A 21686-nucleotide genomic window follows, 5' to 3' on the forward strand; every position below is an offset into this window, starting at 1 on the left:
GTCGAGCCATGCTCGACTGCCACAGCAGGTGGTGCCGGCCGCAGCCGGCACCCGCCATCAATCAGTTACGCAGCGGCTTGCCGGTCTTGAGCATGTGCGCGATGCGGGCCTGGGTCTTTTCCTGCTGGGCCAGTTCGACGAAGTGCTTGCGCTCCAGGGTCAGCAGCCACTCTTCGTCCACCAGGGTGCCGCGGTCGACCTTGCCGCCGCACAGCACGGTGGCGATGCGCTCGGCGATCTCGTAGTCGTACGGGCTGATGAAACGGCCTTCCAGCATGTTGACCAGCATCATCTTGAAGGTGGCGATACCCACGTCACCGGCGACCTGGATGCGGCGTGCCGGCAGCGGCGGACGGTAGCCCGCTTCGGCCAGGGCGCGCGCTTCGGCCTTGGCGATGTGCAGGGCCTCGTAGCTGTTGAACACCACCTTGTCGGTGCTGCGCAGCAGGCCCAGTTCCTTGGCGTTGACCGCCGAGTTGGAGACCTTGGCCATCGCCACGGTTTCGAAGGTCTTCTTCAGTTCGGCGAACACGTCACCGCCCGGGCCAGCGGCCTGCGAGGCGCGCACGGCCAGTTCCTTGAGGCCACCACCGGCCGGCAGCAGGCCGACGCCGGCCTCGACCAGGCCGATGTAGCTTTCCAGGAAGGCCACGGTCTTGGCGCTGTGCATCTGGAACTCGCAGCCACCACCCAGCGCCAGGCCACGCACGGCAGCCACCACCGGCACCAGCGAGTACTTGATGCGCTGGCTGGTGCGCTGGAAGTTGGCGACCATCTCTTCGAACTGGTCGACCTTGCCGGCCTGCAGCAGGCCGAGCGCACCGGCCAGGTCGGCACCGGCGGAGAAGGGTTCCTTCTGCTGCCAGATCACCAGACCCTGGAAGTTCTTTTCGGCAAGTGACACGCATTCCTGCAGGCCGTCGAGCACCTGGTCGGACACGGTGTTCATCTTGGTCTTGAAGCTGACCACGGCGATGCCATCACCGTCCTGCCACATGCGCAGGCCGTCGTTCTCGAACACGGTCTCGCCCGGCGCGAACTTCTCGCCCAGCAGCGGATCGGGGAAGCGCTGGCGCTGATACACCGGCAGCGACGAGCGCGGTAGCTTGGCGTTGCGCGACGGGCTGTAGCTGCCCTCGGCGGCGTGCACGCCGTCGCGGCCATCGAACACCCAATCCGGCAGCGGGGCGTTGCTCATGCTCTTGCCGGCGACGATGTCATCAGCAATCCACTGTGCCACCTGCTTCCAGCCGGCGGCCTGCCAGGTTTCGAACGGGCCCAGCGACCAGCCGTAGCCCCAGCGGATGGCCAGGTCGACGTCGCGCGCGGTTTCGGCGATGTCGGCCAGATGGTAGGCGCTGTAGTGGAACAGGTCGCGGAAGGTCGCCCACAGGAACTGCGCCTGCGGGTGCTGGCTTTCGCGCAGCTTGGCGAACTTCTCCGCCGGGTTCTTGATCTTCAGGATCTCGACCACTTCCGGTGCGGCGGTGCGATCAGCAGCGCGGTAGTCCTGCTTTTCCAGGTCGAGGACGACGATGTCCTTGCCGACCTTGCGGAAGATGCCGGCGCCGGTCTTCTGGCCCAGCGCGCCCTTGGCGATCAGCGCGTCCAGCCACTTCGGCGACTTGAAGAATTCATGCCACGGGTCGTTGGGCAGGGTATCGCCCATGGTCTTGATGACGTGGGCCATGGTGTCCAGGCCGACCACGTCGGAGGTGCGGTAGGTGGCCGACTTCGGGCGGCCGACCAGCGGGCCGGTCAGGCCGTCCACTTCATCGAAGCCCAGGCCGAACTGCTGGGTGTGGTGGATGGTGGACAGGATCGAGAACACGCCGATGCGGTTGCCGATGAAGTTCGGGGTGTCCTTGGCGTACACCACGCCCTTGCCCAGGGTGGTGACCAGGAATTCTTCCAGGCCTTCCAGCACGGCGGCGTCGGTGGTGGTGGCCGGGATCAGCTCGGCCAGGTGCATGTAGCGCGGCGGGTTGAAGAAGTGCACGCCGCAGAAGCGGTGGCGCAGCTGCTCGGGCAGCACGTCGGCCAGCTTGTTGATGCCCAGGCCCGAGGTGTTGGAGGCCAGCACCGCGTGGTCGGCCACGAACGGCGCGATCTTCTTGTACAGGTCCTGCTTCCAGTCCATGCGCTCGGCGATGGCCTCGATGATCAGGTCGCAGTCCTTCAGCTGCTCCAGGCCGGACTCGTAGTTGGCCGGGGTGATGGCTTCGGCCAGCGACTTGCTGGCCAGCGGCGCCGGGCTCAGCTTGCCCAGGTTGGCGATCGCCTTCAGCACGATGCCGTCAGCCGGACCTTCCTTGGCGGGCAGGTCGAACAGCACGGTATCGACGCCAGCGTTGGTGAGGTGGGCGGCGATCTGGGCACCCATGACGCCGGCACCCAGCACGGCGGCGCGGCGGACTAGCAGGGAATTGGACATGGTGTAGGGCCTTTGTTGGTCAGCAGTTACTGGGTGGAATCAAGGGGAAGCGGGCAGGGCGCTGGCGCGTGCGGCGGCGCGGAACCCGGCTTCGGCGAAATGGATCAGTTCGTGGGCGGCATGGGCACGATGCGCCGCTTCGGTGACACCGGCGGGACGCTTGATCAGCCCGAAGTCGGCCATGGCATAGGTGAGCGAGCCGGCCAGGAAATCCAGGCGCCAGTACAGCTCTTCCTTGCTCAGGTCGGGTGCGCATTCGGCAATCGCCTTGCCGAACGCACGCAGCACGTGACCGTAGTGGTCGGACAGGAACTTGCGCAGGTTGTCGTTCTTCTCTGCGTAGGCGCGGGCGATCACGCGCACGAAGGCGCCGCCGTTCTGGCGGTCCTGGGCCAGCGCCAGTGCCGGCTCGACGAAGGCGGCCAGCACCGGGCGCAGCTGCCCGGGGTGTTCGCTGCGGGCGCGCTCGAGCTGCGCCAGGCGCGCGCCGGTCATCTCGTCCATGCGGCGGCGGAACACCTCGTTGACCAGGTTTTCCTTGGAGCCGAAGTGGTAGTTGACCGCGGCGATGTTGACGTCGGCCTGGCTCGTCACCTGGCGCAGCGAGGTGCCGGCGAAGCCGTGCTGTGCGAACAGCTCCTCGGCCGCGCCGAGGATCCGGTCCTTGGTCGAGAAGTGGGCGGGTTTGGCCATCGGCGGGCGGACCTTAATCAAACGATTGTTTGATACTAGGACCAGACGGTAGCGTATGGCATTTTGCAGTGCAGCAAAAATGCCAGGACCGGTCAGATTTCACTCAGGTGGGTGAATGGGCGCAAAGGGTAGTGCCGGCCGCTGGCCGGCAACCGCAGGCAGCCCGTGGGGCGCCAGCCTGCCGGCCAGCGGCCGGCACTACCACGCTGCCGCTTTATCTTTTACAATTCGCCTACGTTTATCAGGCTAAGCCCGCGTCCCGACGCGGGTTTTTTTCATGTTACCCTTCGGGCCATCAGCGGCCCGATTCCATTGGAGACATCCCATGGCGCTGGAGCGCACCCTTTCGATCATCAAGCCGGACGCCGTTGCCAAGAACGTCATCGGCGAAATCTACGCCCGCTTCGAGAAGGCCGGCCTGAAGGTCGTGGCCGCCAAGTACAAGCAGCTGTCGCGCCGTGAAGCCGAAGGCTTCTACGCCGTGCACCGCGAGCGTCCGTTCTTCAACGCGCTGGTCGAGTTCATGATCTCCGGCCCGGTGATGATCCAGGCCCTGGAAGGCGAGAACGCCGTCCTGGCCCACCGCGACCTGCTGGGCGCCACCAACCCGAAGGAAGCCGCGGCTGGCACCATCCGCGCCGACTTCGCCGAATCCATCGATGCCAACGCCGCCCACGGCTCGGACTCGGTCGAGAATGCCGCGATTGAAATCGCCTACTTCTTCGCCGCCACCGAAGTCGTTTCGCGCTGAGAGTAATGCCGTGAACGAGGTCGTACAGTCCCCCGCCATCCAGCCGCTGCCGAAGTCGGCACCCACGGCTGGCAAGCAGAACCTGCTCGACCTCGATCGCGCGGGCCTGGAGAAGTTTTTCGTCGAGGTTCTCGGCGAGAAGAAGTTCCGTGCCCATCAGGTGATGAAGTGGATCCACCATCGCTACGTCACCGATTTCGATGAAATGACCGACCTCGGCAAGGTCCTGCGCGCCAAGCTGCAGGCCCATGCCGAGGTGCTGGTTCCGAACATCGTGTTCGACAAGCCCTCCGCCGACGGCACCCACAAGTGGCTGCTGGCGATGGGCGTGGATGGCAAGAACGCCATCGAGACCGTGTACATCCCCGACAAGACCCGCGGCACGCTGTGCGTGTCCTCGCAGGTCGGTTGCGGCCTGAACTGCACGTTCTGCTCCACCGCCACCCAGGGCTTCAACCGCAACCTGACCACCGCCGAGATCATCGGCCAGGTGTGGGTTGCCGCACGCCACCTGGGCAACGTGCCGCACCAGATGCGCCGCCTCACCAACGTGGTGATGATGGGCATGGGCGAGCCGCTGATGAATTTCGACAACGTCGTGCGCGCCATGAGCGTGATGCGCGACGACCTGGGCTACGGCCTGGCCAACAAGCGCGTGACCCTGTCGACCTCCGGCCTGGTGCCGCAGATCGACCGCCTGTCTGCCGAAAGCGACGTGTCGCTGGCGGTGTCGCTGCATGCGCCGAACGACGCGCTGCGCGAGACCCTGGTGCCGCTCAACAAGAAGTATCCGATCGCCGAGCTGATGGCCTCGTGCGCACGCTACCTGCGCGCCAACAAGCGCCGCGAATCGGTCACCTTCGAATACACCCTGATGAAGGGCATCAACGACAAGCCCGAGCATGCCCGCGAGCTGGCTCGCCTGATGCGCCAGTTCGACAACGCGGTGCAGGCCAAGGATTCGGGCAAGGTCAACCTGATTCCGTTCAACCCGTTCCCGGGCACCCGCTACGAGCGTTCGGAAGAAGCGCACATCCGTGCCTTCCAGAAGATCCTGCTCGACAGCAACGTGCTGACCATGGTCCGCCGCACCCGTGGCGACGACATCGACGCCGCCTGTGGCCAGCTCAAGGGCCAGGTGATGGACCGCACCCGCCGCCAGGCGGAGTTCAACAAGACGCTGCAGGCGGGGAAGGGGAGCGATGCCGCGGCCTGACCGCCTCTGGCTGGTTCTGTTCGCAGGCGTGCTGGCCGTTGCGGTCGGTGGCTGCAAATCCCATCCCAAGGCCAAGCTGGGCCCCAGCGAGGCGCCGGTCTACTCGGTCCGTGATCCGGACAGCGTGCGCCGCCAGGTGCGCCTGCAGGACCTGTTGGCCCTGGCCGCCCGCGACATGCAGGTAGGCAACCTCGATGCGGCCGAACGCAAGGCGCGCGAGGCGCTGAAGCTGGCCCCCGAGTCGCCCGATGCGCTGGTGCTGCTGGCCGGCATCGACGAGCGCCGTGGCCGGACCCAGCAGGCTGGCGAGAGCTTCCGCAGGGCTGCCGAGCAGGCACCGCAGCGCGGGGACATTCTCAACAATTACGGCGCGTGGCTGTGCCAGCAGGGCCGGCCGGCCGAGTCGCTGGTCTGGTTCGATCGTGCGCTGCAGGCGCCGGGCTACGCCACGCCGGCCGAGTCCCAGGCCAATGCCGGGGGCTGTGCGCTGGACGCCGGCCAGTTCGAACGTGCCGAGCGCGACCTGCGTGCGGCGCTGGCAACGCTGCCGGGAAACCCGGTCGCGCTGGAGGCGATGGCCCAGCTCAGCTTCCGCCAGGGGCGCTTCATGGAGGCCCGGGCCTTCGCCGAACGTAGGATTGCGGCTGCACCCGCAACGCGTTCCGTGTTACAACTTGCGTCTCAAATCGAAGCGCGGCTGGGAGATCGGGCGGCATCTGACCGCTATCTTCAGCGCATTCGACAGGAATTTCCGCAGGAAGCGGGCTCCTAACTCCAGGGTTGATGCATTGTGATTGATGACCAGACTGTGAGCGCTCTCGAGACTGCGGCCGGCTGCGGCAGCCGCCTGCGCCAGGCCCGCGAGGCGGCCGGACTGACCCTCGAAGATGTCGGCTCGCGCCTGCGCATGCCGGTCCAGGTGGTCAAGTCGCTGGAAGAGGAACAATGGCAGAAGCTGGGGGCGCCGGTGTTCGTGCGCGGCCAGCTGCGCAGCTACGCGCGCCTGCTGGACGTGGATGTGAGCCAACTGCTGGAGCAGGCCCAGGTCGGCCCGGTGGTTCCGCCCACCCTGATCAGCCATACCCATACCCCGCGTGCGCGCCGCATTGCCGAGAATCTCGGCCGTCGCGTGCTGTATGTCGGTATCACCGCGGTGCTGGCGGTGCCGGTGTGGTTCGCCACCCGTGGTCATTTTGATGGCAGTGCGACGCCGTCGCCGAACACCGCTTCGCTGGACGCGATCCCGGCCGCTGTGCCGGTGACCCCGTCTGCCGCCGGCGTCGAGCCGGCCGCCGTGGCTGACGTGGCGAGCGCCCCGGCCAGCAAGCCAGCCGCCACCCCGTACGTAGCCTCGCTGGCCCCGGTGCCGCGTTCAGCCCCGGTACCAGCGGCTGCCGCCAACACGCTGGACATGCAGTTCAGCGGCGACAGCTGGGTCGATATCGGCGGCCCGGACGGCGCTACCGTCGAGAAGGCGCTGATCAAATCCGGCGAGAGCCGCAGCTTCACGCCGGGCCAGGTGACCCGGGTGACCCTGGGCAACGCCTCGGCGGTCCAGGTTCAGCAGAACGGCGCTATCGTCGATCTGACCCCCTACCAGCGAGCCAACGTGGCACGCTTTCAGGTATCCTCTGAAGGCTCCGTAGTCCCGGTTTCGCACTGAGGCGCGGTTTCACCACCTTCGATTAATCCCAATGGTCCCTCCCGATGGGCGGGGCGAGAGTACGCATGGCGATCGACGATCTGCTCGACGAGCACGAACAAAGTGAACGCGTCCGCAGCTGGCTGCGGAAGAATGGCGCCAGCATCCTCGGTGGCGTAGTCATCGCCATCGGTGCCATTGCCGGCTGGCAGTGGTACCAGAAGGATCAGGGCGGCAAGCTGGCCTCGGCCAATGTCGAGTACCAGAAGGCGCTCGTTGGCCTGCAGCAGAACAAGCTCGACGACGCCTCCAAGGCGGTCAAGGCGCTCGAAGCCGGCCCGTCCAGCATCTACGGCGACCTCGCGGCGCTGCAGCTGGCCAAGGCCCAGGTCGACGCCGGCAAGAACGAAGAAGCCCTGGCCACTCTGCGCGGCGTGAAGGTCGAAGGTGACCTGCAGCGCGTGGTCGACCAGCGTGTGGCCCGCCTGCTGGTGGCCACCGGCAAGAGTGACGAGGCGATCAAGCTGCTCGGCAGCGCCACCGACAGCAGCAGCCTGGAAATCCATGGCGACGCGCTGATGGCGCAGGGCAAGCGTGATGACGCCCGAGGCCAGTACGAGAAAGCGCTGAAGTCGCTGGACGTGGCAGCGCCGCAGCGGCGCCTGCTGGAAACCAAGGTTATGGACGCCGGCGGCACCGTTGCCGCCCCTGCGGAGTCGGTTTGATGAGTCAGAAGGTCATGATCACCCGCGTCGCCACCGTGCTCCTGATGGGCATGGCCCTGACCGGCTGCAGCACCGTGAAGGGCTGGTTCGCCGGCAAGGACGCGGCCGCGAAGAAGGCACAGGAACCGGCTGAGCTGGTCAAGTTCGAGCCGACCCTGAAGGTCAACAAGGCCTGGTCGGTCAACCTCGGCAAGGGCGAGCGCCGCATCGGCGTGCGCCAGGGCCCGGCCGTGGCCAACGGCCACGTGTTCGCTGCGGCACTCACCGGTGGCGTGCACGCCATCGACCTGCAGACCGGCAAGAAGGTCTGGACCTGGGAGCCGAAGAAGGAAAAGAAGAAGGCCAAGCTGCGCCTGTCCGGCGGCCCGGGGGTCGGTGAGAACCTGGTCGTGATCGGCACGCTCGATGGCCAGGTCATCGCCCTGGACATCAACGATGGCAGCGAGAAGTGGCGCGCCCGTGTTCCGGGTGAAGTCATCGCCGCGCCGGCCATTGCCCAGGGCGCGGTCTACGTGCGCAGCAATGACGGCCGCATCACCGCGTTCGATGCCGGCAACGGCACCCAGAAGTGGTTCAACCCGAGCGAGCTGCCGGCGCTGACCGTGCGTGGCAACGCGCCGGTGGTGACCGGCCCGGGCGTGCTGTTCATCGGCAAGGACGAGGGCGCGGTTGCCGCCCTGGCCCAGCAGGATGGCCGCACCCTGTGGGAACAGAATGTGGGCAACGGTGAAGGCCGTACCGAGCTGGAGCGCATGGCCGATGTCGACGGTGCGCCGGTGCTGGATGGCAACACCCTGTTCGTGAGCAGCTTCAAGAACCAGACGATGGCCATCGAAGGCCCGACCGGTCGCCCGCTGTGGGCGCGCGACCATGGCGGTGCCGGTGGCGTGGCGGTCTCGTCTGGCAATGTGTTCGTCACCGACAACAAGGGCGGCGTGTTCGGCCTGGACAAGGCCAGCGGTGCGGCGATGTGGTCGCAGACCGCACTGGCCCGTCGCTCGCTGACCGGCCCGGCACTGCACGGCGACTACGTCGTGGTCGGCGACTACAAGGGATACGTGCACTGGCTGCAGACCTCCGATGGTGCGATGGCGGCACGGGCAAAGAGCGGCGGTGACGCCCTGCTGGCCCAGCCAATCGTCGTAGACGGGGTGCTGCTGGTGCAGAACGTTGATGGCAAGCTGACCGCCTTCCGGTTGGCAAATTAAAAATTGGAGTAATCGCGATGCTGCCTTTGGTCGCCCTGGTTGGACGGCCGAATGTCGGCAAGTCGACTATTTTCAATGCGCTTACGCGCACCCGTGACGCGCTGGTCCATGACCAGCCCGGCGTCACCCGCGACCGCAACTACGGTGTCTGCCGTCTGGACGAGGACAATCATTTCCTCGTCGTCGACACCGGCGGTATCGCGGAAGAGGAAGAGGGTCTGGCAGGGGCTACCACCCGCCAGGCCCGTGCCGCTGCGGCGGAAGCCGACCTGATCCTGTTCGTGGTCGATGCCCGTGAGGGAACGTCGGCGATGGACGACGAGATCCTGGCCTGGCTGCGCAAGCTGTCGCGCCCGACGCTGCTGCTGATCAACAAGATCGACGGCACCGACGAGGACACCGTGCGTTCGGAGTTCGCCCGTTATGGCTTCGGCGAGATGCTGACCGTGTCGGCTGCGCATCGCCAGGGTCTGGACGACCTGCTGGACGAAGTGGTCCAGCGCCTGCCGGAAGAAGGCAGCGGCGAAGAGCTGGACAACGATCCGAACCGCATCCGCATCGCCTTCGTCGGCCGCCCGAACGTGGGCAAGTCCACCCTGGTCAACCGCATCCTCGGCGAGGAGCGCATGATCGCCTCCGACGTGCCGGGCACCACCCGCGACTCGATCGCAGTGGACCTGGAGCGTGATGGCCGCGAATACCGCCTGATCGACACCGCCGGCCTGCGCCGTCGTTCGCGCGTGGACGAGGTCGTCGAGAAGTTCTCGGTGGTCAAGACCATGCAGTCGATCGAGCAGTGCCAGGTGGCCGTGCTGATGCTCGACGCCACCGAAGGCGTGACCGACCAGGACGCCACCGTGCTCGGTGCCGTGCTCGATGCCGGCCGCGCGTTGGTGATCGCCATCAACAAGTGGGATGGCCTGACCGAGTATCAGCGCGAGCAGGCGGAAACCATGCTGTCGCTGAAGCTGGGCTTCGTGCCGTGGGCCGAGTCCGTGCGCATCTCGGCCAAGCATGGCTCGGGCCTGCGTGAGCTGTTCCGTGCGGTGCACCGCGCGCACGAATCGGCGAACAAGACCTTTACCACCAGCGAAGTGAACAAGGCGCTGGAAGTGGCGTACGAGACCAACCCGCCGCCGACCATCCGCGGCCATGTCTCCAAGCTGCGTTACGTGCACCCGGCCGGGGCAAACCCGCCAACCTTCATCGTGCACGGCACGCGCCTGAAGGAGCTGCAGGAATCGTACAAGCGCTACCTGGAGAACTTCTTCCGCAAGCGCTTCAAGCTGATTGGTACGCCGGTGAGCTTCATCTTCCGCGAGGGTACCAACCCGTACGAGGGCAAGAAGAACGTCCTCACCGAGCGGCAGGTCAAGGCCAAGCGGCGCTTGATGAAGCACGTCAAGGGCAAGTGATGCAGAGAAAGGCGGCCGCAGGGCCGCCTTTCTTGTTTGTGGTAGTGCCGGCCGCTGGCCGGCAACCCGATGATGCCTGGCGTGTTCACGAGGTTGCCGGCCAGCGGCCGGCACTACCCCCACGTCTACAGATCTCGATCAGGGCGGACTGCTGCGACGAGCGCGGCAATGCGGCAACGCGCATGGGATGCCTCGGCCGCGCCGCGATGTTGAAGCCGGTTGCACCTGGCTTGTGGCGGGGATCGATTCCGGCAGCTGCACCTGCCCCGAGATGCTTGCCCAGACCAGGGTCGTACCCAGTGCACCTGCCAGGTACGCCACCGACACCGCCCCGATCAGCAGGCCCGCGGCATGCTCCAGCCATGGAAGCAATCGGCAACACCCCTGTGCCCTGCGCGGATGGCTGCCGAGCCACGCCATCAGCAGGCCGAGCGACAGCGCGACGCCACTCAGGCAGGCCACGTAAGCGGCCTGGGTGCCAGTGTCGGCTACGAGGCCGGTAACCAGGGCTGCAATCGCGAACTGCAGCATCCAGTTGCTGCTGCTGGCGAGCGCCAGCAGGCATCCTGCTTCGGCGTGCGGCCAACGGGAGCGGGCGCGCAGGCCCAAGGGCATCTGCAGGGAAAGCGGAGAGAACGGGGTCAAGCCGGCGTCGCGCAGGCACATGCCCGCCAGGCGCAGCAGCAGGAGGCAGCCCGCGCACTGCATCGCCAGCGTCCACAGGCCGCGGTTTCCCAGCATGCCCGCTGCAACGAAAGCCGTCGCACAGATGACGCCCGTACCGATGGCGATACCGAACGACGCGGCCATGGCGGCGTGCCCGCCCGCGCCCATCGCGGTGCGCAGGATCTTCGCGTGATGCGAAGCAGGCAGGAGCATGGCGAAGCCGTACAGCACCGCGACGATGAAGAACTGCTGCACGTAAACCTGCCACTGACCTACAGAAAGTGCAGAGTGTGGGCGGGTGTGAACGCGCGGTATTGAACGCCATTGCGACAGGCGCGAATCGCCGGCATCAGCCGGCCCGCAGCGACACGACGATCCATAGCGCCAGTGCGATCATCAGTAGCCCTGCGGCCCGCTCCAGCCAGGGCAGGGCGCGTGCGAACCGACGCAGCACCCACGGGTGGCCGACCAGCGCGGCGACCAGCAGATCCCAAAGCAGGACGATGCCGAACATCCACGCGCCATAGAAGAACTTCGTTGCGGCGTTGGCCTGGGGGCCATTGAGCATTGCCGCCAACGTTGCGTAGAACAGCGCATTCTTCGGGTTCAGCAGCGCAGACAGGGCGCCCAGCCCTGCCGCCTTCCACCACCCGTGCGTATCGCCTGCGCGCGATTCCGCGGCAGGTGCCTGCAGCGTCGTCGAGCCCGCATGGCGCAGGAACAGCGTGCCGAGGTACAGCAGGAATCCGCAGCCCGCCAACTGCACCGCAATGAACCCTGCGCTGCCCGCGCGCAGCATGGCCATTCCAGTGAAGGCGGCCACGATGAAGACGCCATTTCCGAGGGCGATGCCTGCGCAGGCGCCACTGGCGGTGCGCCAGCCAGAGGTGATCGCAGTGCGCGCAACAAGGAAGAAGTCGGGGCCGGGTGAGAGCAGGGCGAGAAAATGTACGGTGGCGATGACCAGGAACTGTTCCATCGGGTCCGGCGGCGGCTGGCGGGGGCGCCAGTGTGGGGATGCGCCGCGCGGTGGTATTGAACGTTATTGCAGGCTCAGCGCCGGTACTGGCCCGGGGTCGCACCGGCGTGGGCCTTGAAGACCCGCTGGAAATGGCTCTGGTCGGCGAACCCCAATGCATGGGCGACCACGGCCAGTGCCTGCCCTTCGCACAGCCGCCGCCGGGCCTCCTGGATGCGCTGGTCGATCTGCCAGGCGTGCGGGGTCAGGCCCGTGGCACGTCGGAAGGCGCGGATCAGCTGGTAGCGGCTCATGCCTGCCAGCGATGCCAGCTCCTGCAGGGCCGGGGTGTGTTCGAGCCGCTGGCGCAGAGCGTCCATCACCGGCTGCACCCGCTGCTGTAGTGCGGCGTCTTCAGGCGGACCGGCGACGGCTACCCCATCGTGTTCATCCAGATCGCCGACGAACGCGATCAGGGCCGCTTCCTTGACGCTGACCGGATCGTCGGAGAACAGCGTCTCGTTGAGCTGGCAGTACTGCTGGTAGCGCGGGCGATGGTGGGAAATCCGGATGGGTTCCTGCTGCCAGTCGGGTCCGGGCAGGCCGTCATACTCGGCGCGGACTTCGGCCATCCAGCGCGCATCCAGGTGCAGCATCTGGTAGCTCCAGACCTGGCCGGGCAGGGGGTTGCAGGCATGCACGCGGCCTGCGGGTACGCCGACCAGATTGCCGGGTTGCAGCAGGCGCTGTCCTTCCGCCGCGCCGGTGAACACGCTGTTGCCAGCGTCCACGGCGCCGATCGAGAAAGTGTCATGGCTGTGCGGGCGATGGCAGGCGCGGCTGTCGCACGCCCGTCGGCTTTCGACGAAGGGCATGCGCGGGTCACGCCAGAATTCGGTGGCAGAGCGCATGCAGCGGTTCCGGGATGCAGGGAGCAACGCCCGCATGGTGCCATGTTCGGGGCAAGGCGCGTCGAGGGTGTCTGCGCGATAATGCGGCCATGAGCATCCAAGAGCTTTTCCCCGCGCAGGCGCGTGAACGCCTGGCCCACGGCGCCGTGCTGATCGATGTGCGCGAGACGCATGAACGGGCCGGGGGCATGGCCGAGGGCGCGCGTGGCGTGGCCAGGGGCGAGCTGCAGGCCGACCCGGCCGCGCATCTGCCAAAGCACGACCAGGAAATCCTGCTGATCTGCCAGAGCGGCAAGCGCTCGGCCGATGCTGCGCAGTTCCTGCTGGAGGCTGGATACACCAATGTGGCTTCCGTGAGCGGCGGTACCGTGGCCTGGCGCGAGCAGTCGCTGCCGCTGGTGCAGCCGCTGGCCAGCGCCGCCGACCGCGACTTCTACGACCGCTATTCGCGCCACCTGCTGCTGCCGCAGGTGGGCGAGGCTGGCCAGCGTACGCTGCAGCAGTCGCGCGTGCTGGTGCTGGGTGCCGGTGGCCTGGGCGCGCCAGCCGGCTTCTATCTGGCCGCCGCCGGGGTAGGGCACCTGCGCTTCGCCGACCATGACCGCGTGGAGCGCAGCAACCTGCATCGGCAGATCGTGCATACCGAAGCCAGCGTCGGCCAGCTCAAGGTCGATTCCGCGCGCGAGCGGCTGCTGGCGCTGAACCCGTCGATCGAGGTCGAGGCGGTGCCGGAGCGGGTCACCTCCGAAAACGTGGATGCGCTGCTGGAGGGCGTGGACGTGGTGCTGGATGGGTCGGACAACTTCCCGCTGCGCTACCTGCTCAACGACGCCTGCATCAAGCACGCCAAGCCGCTGGTGTATGCCGCCATCGAGCGCTTTGATGGCCAGGTAAGCGTGTTTGACGCTGGCCGCCAGCGTGGCGTGGCGCCGTGCTACCGCTGCCTGTTCCCGGAGCCGCCGCCGCCGGAGTTCGCGCCGAACTGTTCCGAGGCCGGCGTGCTGGGTGTGCTGCCGGGATTGGCCGGCGTGCTGCAGGCCACCGAGGTGCTGAAGCTGCTGCTGGGCATCGGCGAGCCGCTGGTCGGCCGCCTGCTGCGCTTCGATGCGCTGGGCATGCGCTTCCGCGAGACCGGCATCCGGCCAGACCCGCATTGCCCGGTGTGCGCGCCGGGCGTGCCGTTCCCGGGGTATATCGATTACGCGGCGTTTTGCCGGGGTGGGTGAACCCGGCCGGGGAATGCCTTGGTAGATGCCGACCTTGGTCGGCGCTCTCGTGCCAACCAAGGTTGGCACCTACCGAAGCGGGTGCATGGTTGGCGCCTACCGAAGCGGGCGCATGGTTGTCAGCTACCGAAGCGGCGCATGGTTTCAGGATCCCGCATCCGGCCGGACCCGCATTGCCCGGTGTGCGCGCCGGGCGTGCCGTTCCCGGGGTATATCGATTACGCGGCGTTTTGCCGGGGTGGGTGAGGCTGGCCGGGGAATGCCTTGGTAGATGCCGACCTTGGTCGGCGCTCTCGTGCCAACCAAGGTTGGCACCTACCGAAGCGGGTGCATGGTTGGCACCTACCGAAGCGGGTGCATGGTTGGCGCCTACCGAAGCGGGCGCATGGTTGTCAGCTACCGAAGCGGCGCATGGTTTCAGGATCCCGCATCCGGCCGGACCCGCATTGCCCGGTGTGCGCGCCGGGCGTGCCGTTCCCGGGGTATATCGATTACGCCGCGTTTTGCCGGGGCGGGTGAGGCTGGCTGGGGAGTGGATTGGTAGATGCCGACCTTGGTCGGCGCTCTTGTGCCAACCAAGGTTGGCACCTACCGAAGCGGGTGCATGGTTGGCGCCCGCCGATGCGCATGCATGGTTGGCACCCATCGACGCGCATGCATGGTTTCGGGATGATGCTGGGGGTCGCTCCCAGCATCGTTCCACCTCCAAGACAATCCGGCGCAACATGCGTGCTATTGCCGTCATCGGCATTGCTCTATTGTTGAACCCGATTCTGGATCTTGGGGAAAACACCGCATGGCGGTAGAAGCAGCGACCAGCGAGCTGGTCAAGGTCGTGGCCCTGTTGGGCGCGGCGGTGGTGATGGTGCCTTTGTTCCGCCGGGCCGGCCTGGGCTCGGTGCTGGGCTACTTCGCTGCCGGCCTGGCGATCGGACCGTTCGGGCTGGGCTGGTTCTCCGACCCGCAGGCGATCCTGCATACCGCCGAGCTCGGCGTGGTGATGTTCCTGTTCGTGATCGGCCTGGAGATGCGGCCCTCGCACCTGTGGAGCCTGCGCAAGGAAATTTTCGGACTGGGCACGCTGCAGATCGTCACCTGTGCGGTGGTGCTGACCAGCATCGCCAAGCTGTTCGGCCTGCCGTGGCAGGTCGCCTTCATCGGCGCCACCGGCTTCGTGCTGACCTCCACCGCGGTGGTGATGCAGCTGCTGGCCGAGCGTGGTGACATCGCGCTGCCGTCGGGGCAGAAGATCGTCTCCATCCTGCTGTTCGAAGACCTGCTGATCGTGCCGTTGCTGGCGCTGGTGGCCTGGATGGGTCCGAGCGCCGGCAGTGCCGACGGTGAGGGTTCGCGTTGGTTGTCGGTGGCGATCGGTGTCGGTGCCATCGTCGGCCTGGTGCTGGTCGGCCGCTTCCTGCTCAACCCGCTGTTCCGCGTGCTGGCCGAATCGAAGGCGCGCGAAGTGATGACCGCCGCTGCGCTGCTGGTGGTGCTGGGTGCGGCGCTGCTGATGCAGCTGTCCGGCCTGTCGATGGCGATGGGCGCGTTCCTGGCCGGCGTGCTGTTGAGCGAGTCGACCTTCCGCCACCAGATCGAGGCGGACATTGAACCGTTCCGCGGCATCCTGCTCGGCCTGTTCTTCCTCAGCGTCGGCATGGCGCTGGACCTGGGCGTGGTGGCCGGTAACTGGCAGCTGATCCTCGGCCTGGTGCTTGCGTTGATGGCAGCCAAGGCGCTGTGCATCTACGTGGTGGCGCGCATCATGGGCAGCGACCACGCGCAGGCGCTGGACCGTGGTGTGCTGATGGCGCAGGGCGGCGAGTTCGCCTTCGTGCTGTTCTCTGCCGCCGCATCGGCCGGCGTGATCAATCTGGAGATCAATGCCAACTTCACCGCCGTGGTGGTGCTGTCGATGGCACTGACCCCGCTGGTGGTGCTGGTCTACAAGCGCATCGCGCCGAAGCCGACGGTGAACATGGACGGCGTGGACGAAGCCGATGGCCTGTCCGGCAGCGTGTTGCTGATCGGCTTCGGTCGCTTCGGCCAGGTTGCCAGCCAGTCGCTGCTGGCGCGCGACGTGGACGTGACCATCATCGACAACGATGTGGAGATGATCCAGAGCGCCGCGCGCTTCGGTTTCAAGATCTATTACGGCGATGGCACCCGCCTGGATGTGCTGCATGCCTCGGGTGCCGCGACTGCGCGCGCGATTGCGGTGTGCGTGGACAAGGCCGAAGCGGCTGACCGCATCGTGGAACTGGTGGCGCATGAGTTCCCGCAGGCCAAGCTGATGGTGCGCTCGTTCGACCGCGAGCATTCGCTGCGGCTGATCCACGCCGGTGTCGATTTCCAGATCCGCGAGACCTTTGAATCGGCGGTGTTGTTCGGCCAGGCCGCACTGGTGGAGCTGGGGGCGGATGAGGACGACGCGATCGAGATCGCCGAGCAGATCCGTCGTCGCGATGCCGAACGCTTTGAGCTGGAGATTGCTGGTGGCGGTCTGAATGCCGGCGCGCGGATGATCTATGGCAACAGCCCGCAGGGCGTACCGACGCCCACGCCGTTCACTGCGCCGAAGCGGGAGAGCAAGACGCTGAACCCGCAGGATGTGCCGGAAGAGGAAGAGTAGCCCCGGTAGTGCCGGCCGCTGGCCGGCTACCTCAGCGCACCACCCGTCGGTAGTGCCGGCCGCTGGCCGGCAAATACGGAAACGTTCCGACGTCATGAGGTTGCCGGCCAGCGGCCGGCACTACCGGAGGTTGGCAATTTGCGTAACCCCGGGGTCAGAGCCCTTTGCCTGCGGCAAAGGCATCCGACCCCATCAGGACCCATTCCGCGGTGGGCGAGGGGGCCTGAATCGGGGACAATAGCGTCCCCGCCGCCCCACGCCTGCTCCCGATGACCGATTCCGCCCCCCAGCTTCCTGCCCGCATCCTTGATGGCCGCCGTATCGCCGAGGACCTGCTCGACAGCCTGAAGGTGCGCGTCGACGCCCGCGTGGCCGCCGGCGGCAGCCGTCCGGGCCTGGCCGTGGTGCTGGTGGGTGGCGACCCGGCCTCGACCGTGTACGTGCGCAACAAGCGCCGTGCCGCCGAGAAGGTCGGCATCGAAGCACATGACTACGATCTGCCGGCCGGTACCACCGAGGCCGAGCTGCTCGACCTGATCGACCAACTCAATGCCGACCCGAAGATCAACGGCATCCTGATCCAGCTGCCGCTGCCGGGAATTCCGGACGCGCGCCGGCTGATCCAGCGCATCGACCCGCGCAAGGACGTGGACGGTTTCCACCCGGAAAACGTCGGCCACCTGGCCCTGCGCGAGTTCGGCCTGCGCCCGTGCACCCCGCGCGGCATCACCACGCTGCTGGGCCACACCGACCAGCCGGTGCGCGGCCGCAACGCCACCATCGTGGGCGTGAGCAACCACGTCGGTCGCCCGATGGGCCTGGAGCTGCTGATTGCCGGTTGCACCGTGACCAGCTGCCACAAGTTCACCCCCAAGGACGTGCTGGAACAGGCCGTGCGCAACGCCGACATCCTGGTGGTGGCGGTCGGCCGCCCGGGCATCGTTCCGGGCGAATGGGTGAAGCCGGGCGCGGTGGTGATCGATGTCGGCATCAACCGGTTGGATGACGGTCGCCTGGTGGGTGATGTCGGGTTTGAAGCGGCGGCCCAGCGGGCGAGCTGGATCACCCCGGTGCCCGGTGGTGTGGGCCCGATGACCGTGGCCACCTTGATGCAGAACACCCTGGAAGCGGCGGAAGCGCTGAGCTGACCTGCTGTTGGGGAGATCTGCCGTCGGTGGGTGCCGACCGTTGGTCGGCACAATGCCGGCAGGCCGATGACCCGCTCCTGGTAGGTGCCAACCTTGGTTGGCACACATCCATCGGGGCCATCGGCCCATCTGGGGCACCGGTGCCGGACGGATCGTGCCAACCAAGGTTGGCACCTACCAAAGGCAGTTCCAGGACTGGCCCGAGTGATCCTCTTAAGGTGGGTGCCGACCGTTGGTCGGCACATCCATCGGGGTCATCGGCCCATCTGGGGTCCAGGTGCCGGATGGGCCGTGCCAACCAAGGTTGGCACCTTCCAAAGGCGGTATGCCGTCGGCCCCGACGGCCCCCCTGAACCAATCACCGCCCGCGCGACAGTGCGTCGCATCTACCCCCTGCCACACGGCGCGAAAACAGGGTAAAATGTCGCGCTTCCCCACATCTCGGGTATGCCGATGCTGCGCATCCAGGCTGAAGCACTCACTTACGACGACGTCTCGCTCGTCCCCGCCCATTCGACCATCCTGCCCAAGGACGTCAACCTCGAAACGCGGTTGACTCGCGACCTGAAGCTGAAGCTTCCGATCCTGTCCGCAGCCATGGATACCGTCACCGAAGCCCGCCTGGCCATCGCCATGGCACAGCTCGGCGGCATGGGCATCATCCACAAGAATCTCAGCCTGGAACAGCAGGCCGCGGAAGTGGCCAAGGTCAAGAAGTTCGAGGCCGGTGTCATCCGCGACCCGATCACCGTCGGCCCGGAAACCACCATCCGCGACGTGCTGGCCCTGACCCAGGCGCACAACATTTCCGGCGTGCCGGTGGTGGGCAGCGACGGCCTGCTGGCCGGCATCGTGACCCACCGCGACATGCGCTTCGAGACCGAGCTGGACGATCCGGTCCGCCACATCATGACCAAGAAGGATCGCCTGATCACGGTCAAGGAAGGCGCCGCGTCCGACGAAGTGCTGCAGCTGCTGCACCGCAACCGCATCGAAAAGGTGCTGGTGGTCAATGATTCGTTCGAACTGCGTGGCCTGATCACCGTCAAGGACATCCAGAAGAACACCGACTTCCCGAACGCCGCCAAGGATCTGTCGACCCGCCTGCTGGTCGGCGCTGCCGTCGGCGTGGGTGGCGATACCGATCGCCGCGTGGAAGCGCTGGTCGCCGCCGGCGTGGACGTGATCGTGGTCGATACCGCGCACGGCCACTCGCAGGGCGTGCTGGACCGCGTCAGCTGGGTCAAGAAGAACTTCCCGAACGTGCAGGTCATCGGTGGCAACATCTGCACCGGCGAAGCCGCACTGGCGCTGCTGGACAGCGGCGCGGACGCCGTGAAGGTCGGCATCGGCCCGGGCTCGATCTGCACCACGCGCGTGGTTGCCGGCGTCGGTGTGCCGCAGGTCACCGCCATTGATCTGGTGGCCGAAGCCCTGCAGGACCGCATCCCGCTGATCGCCGATGGTGGCATCCGCTACTCGGGCGACATCGGCAAGGCGCTGGCCGCCGGTGCCTCGACCATCATGGTCGGCGGCCTGCTGGCCGGTACCGAGGAATCGCCGGGCGAGACCGAGCTGTACCAGGGCCGTTCGTACAAGAGCTATCGCGGCATGGGTTCGCTGGCTGCCATGGAGAAGGGGTCGAAGGACCGCTACTTCCAGGACGCCGCCACCGCCGACAAGCTGGTGCCGGAAGGCATCGAAGGCCGCGTGCCGTACCGCGGCCCGGTGGGCGGCATCATCCACCAGCTGATGGGCGGCCTGCGCGCCACCATGGGCTACGTGGGCTGCGCCACCATCGAAGACATGCGCAGCAAGCCCAAGTTCGTGAAGATCAGCGGCGCCGGCCAGCGTGAGAGCCACGTCCACGACGTGACGATCACCAAAGAGCCGCCGAACTACCGCGCCTGATGCGCTTGCGAACTGCTCTTGCGATTACGGGCAGCCTGCTGATGGCAGGCTGTTCGTTGTCCGAACCGCCGCCGCGCTCCGGGTCTCCGGGCGCGGCGGTTTCGCAATTGCAGGACGTACAGGCCTGCCAGAACGCGTTCTCGCTGCCGAAGGGCTGGCAGGTGCAGGCCGCTGGCGAACAGCGCTGGCTGCTGAAGGGCACCGGCGAGCGCCCGCTGCAGGTCATCCTGCGGTGCGTTACCGATCTGGGTGACAGGCTCGAAGACCCCGTGGTCACCGCCGAGCTGGGGCCGCTGGAGCCGAAGCGGATGAGTGCAGCGATGGCCGATTGGGGTAATGCGAAAGCATCTGGCTACCCGATGCGTGCCTTTCAACGGCGCATCGTGCCCGGCACCGAAGTGCAGGAAATCGCCGAGCTGCCGCGCGCTGACCGCTCCAACCCCAACGCACCGCACGGCCTGCTGATGCTGCGCTGGGACGAGGAAGACCCCTCACATATTCAACAACGCGAGGCGTTCATCGCCACGCTGACGCAGAGCCTTGAAGCGCCGGGCACTGCGAAAAACACCACTGGAACGGCACCATGACCAACATCCATAACGACAAGATCCTGATCCTCGATTTCGGCGCGCAGTACACGCAGCTGATCGCCCGCCGCATCCGCGAGCTGGGCGTCTACTGCGAAATCTGGGCCTGGGACCACAACCCGGCCGAGATCGCCGCGTTCGGCGCCAAGGGCATCATCCTGTCCGGTGGCCCGGAATCGACCACGCTGCCGGGTGCCCCGGCCGCGCCGCAGGAAGTGTTCGACAGCGGCCTGCCGATCTTCGGCATCTGCTACGGCATGCAGACCCTGGCCGCGCAGCTGGGCGGTGCCACCGAAGCCGCCGACCAGCGCGAGTTCGGCCACGCCGAAGTGAACGTGATCAACCCGGATGCGCTGTTCAAGGGCCTGAGCGACCACGGCGGCGAGCCGAAGCTGAATGTCTGGATGAGCCACGGCGACCACGTCTCCGTGGCACCGCCGGGCTTCACCATCACCGCCACCACCGACCGCATTCCGGTGGCCGCCATGGCCAACGAAGAAAAGCGCTGGTACGGCGTGCAGTTCCACCCGGAAGTGACCCACACCCTGCAGGGCCAGGCGCTGCTGCGCCGCTTCGTGGTAGACGTGTGCGGCTGCCAGACCCTGTGGACCGCCGCAAACATCATCGACGACCAGATCGCCCGTGTGCGCGAACAGGTGGGCGATGACGAAGTGATCCTGGGCCTGTCCGGCGGCGTCGATTCGTCCGTGGTGGCTGCGCTGCTGCACAAGGCCATCGGCGAGAAGCTGACCTGCGTGTTCGTGGATACCGGCCTGCTGCGCTGGCAGGAAGGCGACCAGGTGATGGCGATGTTCGCCGAGCACATGGGCGTGAAGGTGGTGCGCGTGAATGCCGCCGACCGTTACTTCGCTGCGCTGGAAGGCGTGAGCGACCCGGAAGCCAAGCGCAAGATCATCGGCAACCTGTTCGTTGAGATCTTCGACGAAGAGTCGAACAAGCTGAAGAACGCCAAGTGGCTGGCGCAGGGCACCATCTACCCGGACGTGATCGAGTCGGCCGGAAGCAAGACCGGCAAGGCGCATGTGATCAAGAGCCACCACAACGTGGGCGGCCTGCCGGAGCACATGAAGCTGGGCCTGGTGGAGCCGCTGCGCGAGCTGTTCAAGGACGAAGTGCGCCGCCTGGGTGTTGAGCTGGGCCTGCCGCGCACCATGGTCTACCGCCATCCGTTCCCGGGCCCGGGCCTGGGCGTGCGTATCCTGGGCGAAGTGAAGCGCGAATACGCCGAGCTGCTGGCGAAGGCTGATGCCATCTTCATTGATGAGCTGCGCAAGGCGGACCTGTACGACAAGACCAGCCAGGCGTTTGCCGTGTTCCTGCCGGTGAAGTCGGTGGGCGTGGTAGGCGATGCGCGCGCTTATGAGTGGGTGATTGCACTGCGGGCCGTGGAGACGATTGACTTCATGACGGCCCATTGGGCGCATCTGCCGTATGAGTTCCTGGGTACGGTGAGCAACCGGATCATCAATGAGTTGCGGGGGGTTTCACGGGTTGTCTATGACATCTCGGGGAAGCCGCCGGCTACTATTGAGTGGGAATGAGTTG

18 protein-coding genes are annotated in these 21686 nt (G+C 66.6%); 13 read left to right on the forward strand and 5 right to left on the reverse strand.

Annotation, left to right across the window (positions count from 1 at the left end; translation table 11 throughout):
* Positions 1-61: 61 nt before the first annotated feature.
* Positions 62-2434, reverse strand: coding sequence for a 3-hydroxyacyl-CoA dehydrogenase/enoyl-CoA hydratase family protein (locus tag ACZLIB_RS09260; RefSeq protein WP_478469656.1), 2373 nt, complete (start codon positions 2432-2434; stop codon positions 62-64).
* A gap of 39 nt (positions 2435-2473) precedes the next feature.
* Positions 2474-3127 (reverse strand): TetR/AcrR family transcriptional regulator, encoded by a 654-nt coding sequence (locus tag ACZLIB_RS09265; RefSeq protein WP_006431024.1) that lies wholly within the window; start codon positions 3125-3127, stop codon positions 2474-2476.
* 325 nt (positions 3128-3452) lie between these two features.
* On the opposite strand from ACZLIB_RS09265, the gene ndk reads away from it, so the two are divergent.
* The 7 genes from ndk (at position 3453) to der (ending at position 10084) form a co-directional block, all read left to right on the forward strand.
* The gene (ndk, locus tag ACZLIB_RS09270; RefSeq protein ID WP_008265389.1) at positions 3453-3878 is read left to right on the forward strand and encodes a nucleoside-diphosphate kinase; all 426 of its coding nucleotides are present in this window, start codon (positions 3453-3455) and stop codon (positions 3876-3878) included.
* Positions 3879-3888: 10 nt separating this feature from the next.
* A complete protein-coding gene (rlmN, locus tag ACZLIB_RS09275; protein ID WP_005409296.1) occupies positions 3889-5094 on the forward strand; it encodes a dual-specificity RNA methyltransferase RlmN in 1206 nt (401 codons plus the stop codon).
* Positions 5081-5866 carry a type IV pilus biogenesis/stability protein PilW gene (gene pilW / locus ACZLIB_RS09280; RefSeq protein WP_121503074.1) on the forward strand — a complete coding sequence of 262 codons (786 nt, stop codon included), beginning with the start codon at positions 5081-5083 and terminating at the stop codon, positions 5864-5866. The genes rlmN and pilW overlap by 14 nt, the downstream gene beginning before the upstream one ends.
* A gap of 18 nt (positions 5867-5884) precedes the next feature.
* Positions 5885-6757: a RodZ domain-containing protein gene (locus ACZLIB_RS09285; RefSeq protein WP_478469658.1), complete on the forward strand. Its 873-nt coding sequence runs from the start codon at positions 5885-5887 to the stop codon at positions 6755-6757.
* A 65-nt stretch (positions 6758-6822) separates the two neighbouring features.
* Positions 6823-7461: a YfgM family protein gene (locus tag ACZLIB_RS09290; protein WP_032130493.1), complete on the forward strand. Its 639-nt coding sequence runs from the start codon at positions 6823-6825 to the stop codon at positions 7459-7461.
* Positions 7461-8669 (forward strand): outer membrane protein assembly factor BamB, encoded by a 1209-nt coding sequence (gene bamB, locus ACZLIB_RS09295; RefSeq protein ID WP_121503076.1) that lies wholly within the window; start codon positions 7461-7463, stop codon positions 8667-8669. The genes ACZLIB_RS09290 and bamB overlap by 1 nt, the downstream gene beginning before the upstream one ends.
* 17 nt (positions 8670-8686) lie before the next feature.
* Positions 8687-10084, forward strand: a complete 1398-nt coding sequence (gene der, locus ACZLIB_RS09300) for a ribosome biogenesis GTPase Der (RefSeq protein WP_049453247.1) — start codon at positions 8687-8689, stop codon at positions 10082-10084.
* Between the two features lie 138 nt (positions 10085-10222).
* Here the strand turns inward: der and ACZLIB_RS09305 are convergent, their stop codons facing one another.
* From ACZLIB_RS09305 to ACZLIB_RS09315, 3 genes are all read right to left on the reverse strand, one after another.
* Positions 10223-11005 (reverse strand): lysine transporter LysE, encoded by a 783-nt coding sequence (locus ACZLIB_RS09305; protein WP_478469660.1) that lies wholly within the window; start codon positions 11003-11005, stop codon positions 10223-10225.
* 94 nt (positions 11006-11099) lie between these two features.
* A complete protein-coding gene (locus ACZLIB_RS09310) occupies positions 11100-11729 on the reverse strand; it encodes a LysE family translocator (RefSeq protein ID WP_478469661.1) in 630 nt (209 codons plus the stop codon).
* Positions 11730-11803: 74 nt separating this feature from the next.
* Positions 11804-12619: a helix-turn-helix domain-containing protein gene (locus ACZLIB_RS09315; RefSeq protein ID WP_478469662.1), complete on the reverse strand. Its 816-nt coding sequence runs from the start codon at positions 12617-12619 to the stop codon at positions 11804-11806.
* Positions 12620-12708: 89 nt separating this feature from the next.
* Here ACZLIB_RS09315 and moeB point away from each other — a divergent pair, with 89 nt between their 5' ends.
* The 6 genes from moeB to guaA all read left to right on the forward strand — a co-directional run bounded on the left by moeB (position 12709) and on the right by guaA (position 21682).
* Positions 12709-13845 (forward strand): molybdopterin-synthase adenylyltransferase MoeB, encoded by a 1137-nt coding sequence (gene moeB / locus ACZLIB_RS09320; RefSeq protein ID WP_478469664.1) that lies wholly within the window; start codon positions 12709-12711, stop codon positions 13843-13845.
* Positions 13846-14641: 796 nt separating this feature from the next.
* Complete coding sequence (locus ACZLIB_RS09325) at positions 14642-16474, forward strand: monovalent cation:proton antiporter-2 (CPA2) family protein (RefSeq protein WP_478469666.1); 1833 nt, start codon at positions 14642-14644, stop codon at positions 16472-16474.
* A 269-nt stretch (positions 16475-16743) separates the two neighbouring features.
* On the forward strand, positions 16744-17622 hold the full coding sequence (gene folD, locus ACZLIB_RS09330; protein WP_014036908.1) for a bifunctional methylenetetrahydrofolate dehydrogenase/methenyltetrahydrofolate cyclohydrolase FolD: 879 nt from the start codon (positions 16744-16746) through the stop codon (positions 17620-17622).
* Between the two features lie 453 nt (positions 17623-18075).
* Positions 18076-19533 (forward strand): IMP dehydrogenase, encoded by a 1458-nt coding sequence (gene guaB / locus ACZLIB_RS09335; protein ID WP_005409308.1) that lies wholly within the window; start codon positions 18076-18078, stop codon positions 19531-19533.
* A gap of 107 nt (positions 19534-19640) precedes the next feature.
* On the forward strand, positions 19641-20120 hold the full coding sequence (locus ACZLIB_RS09340) for a hypothetical protein (RefSeq protein WP_478469919.1): 480 nt from the start codon (positions 19641-19643) through the stop codon (positions 20118-20120).
* Positions 20117-21682, forward strand: coding sequence for a glutamine-hydrolyzing GMP synthase (gene guaA / locus ACZLIB_RS09345; RefSeq protein ID WP_005413109.1), 1566 nt, complete (start codon positions 20117-20119; stop codon positions 21680-21682). The genes ACZLIB_RS09340 and guaA overlap by 4 nt, the downstream gene beginning before the upstream one ends.
* Positions 21683-21686 lie beyond the last annotated feature (4 nt).

It is taken from the genome of Stenotrophomonas sp. 220_Sma (genome assembly GCF_056487375.1).

Coding starts and splice junctions, on each gene's coding strand:
- ACZLIB_RS09260 (WP_478469656.1), bottom strand. CDS start 2,434: ATGTCCAATTCCCTGCTAGTCCGCCGCGCCGCCGTGCTGGGTGCCGGC.
- ACZLIB_RS09265 (WP_006431024.1), bottom strand. CDS start 3,127: ATGGCCAAACCCGCCCACTTCTCGACCAAGGACCGGATCCTCGGCGCG.
- ndk (WP_008265389.1), top strand. CDS start 3,453: ATGGCGCTGGAGCGCACCCTTTCGATCATCAAGCCGGACGCCGTTGCC.
- pilW (WP_121503074.1), top strand. CDS start 5,081: ATGCCGCGGCCTGACCGCCTCTGGCTGGTTCTGTTCGCAGGCGTGCTG.
- ACZLIB_RS09290 (WP_032130493.1), top strand. CDS start 6,823: ATGGCGATCGACGATCTGCTCGACGAGCACGAACAAAGTGAACGCGTC.
- bamB (WP_121503076.1), top strand. CDS start 7,461: ATGAGTCAGAAGGTCATGATCACCCGCGTCGCCACCGTGCTCCTGATG.
- der (WP_049453247.1), top strand. CDS start 8,687: ATGCTGCCTTTGGTCGCCCTGGTTGGACGGCCGAATGTCGGCAAGTCG.
- ACZLIB_RS09310 (WP_478469661.1), bottom strand. CDS start 11,729: ATGGAACAGTTCCTGGTCATCGCCACCGTACATTTTCTCGCCCTGCTC.
- ACZLIB_RS09315 (WP_478469662.1), bottom strand. CDS start 12,619: ATGCGCTCTGCCACCGAATTCTGGCGTGACCCGCGCATGCCCTTCGTC.
- moeB (WP_478469664.1), top strand. CDS start 12,709: ATGAGCATCCAAGAGCTTTTCCCCGCGCAGGCGCGTGAACGCCTGGCC.
- ACZLIB_RS09325 (WP_478469666.1), top strand. CDS start 14,642: ATGGCGGTAGAAGCAGCGACCAGCGAGCTGGTCAAGGTCGTGGCCCTG.
- folD (WP_014036908.1), top strand. CDS start 16,744: ATGACCGATTCCGCCCCCCAGCTTCCTGCCCGCATCCTTGATGGCCGC.
- guaB (WP_005409308.1), top strand. CDS start 18,076: ATGCTGCGCATCCAGGCTGAAGCACTCACTTACGACGACGTCTCGCTC.
- guaA (WP_005413109.1), top strand. CDS start 20,117: ATGACCAACATCCATAACGACAAGATCCTGATCCTCGATTTCGGCGCG.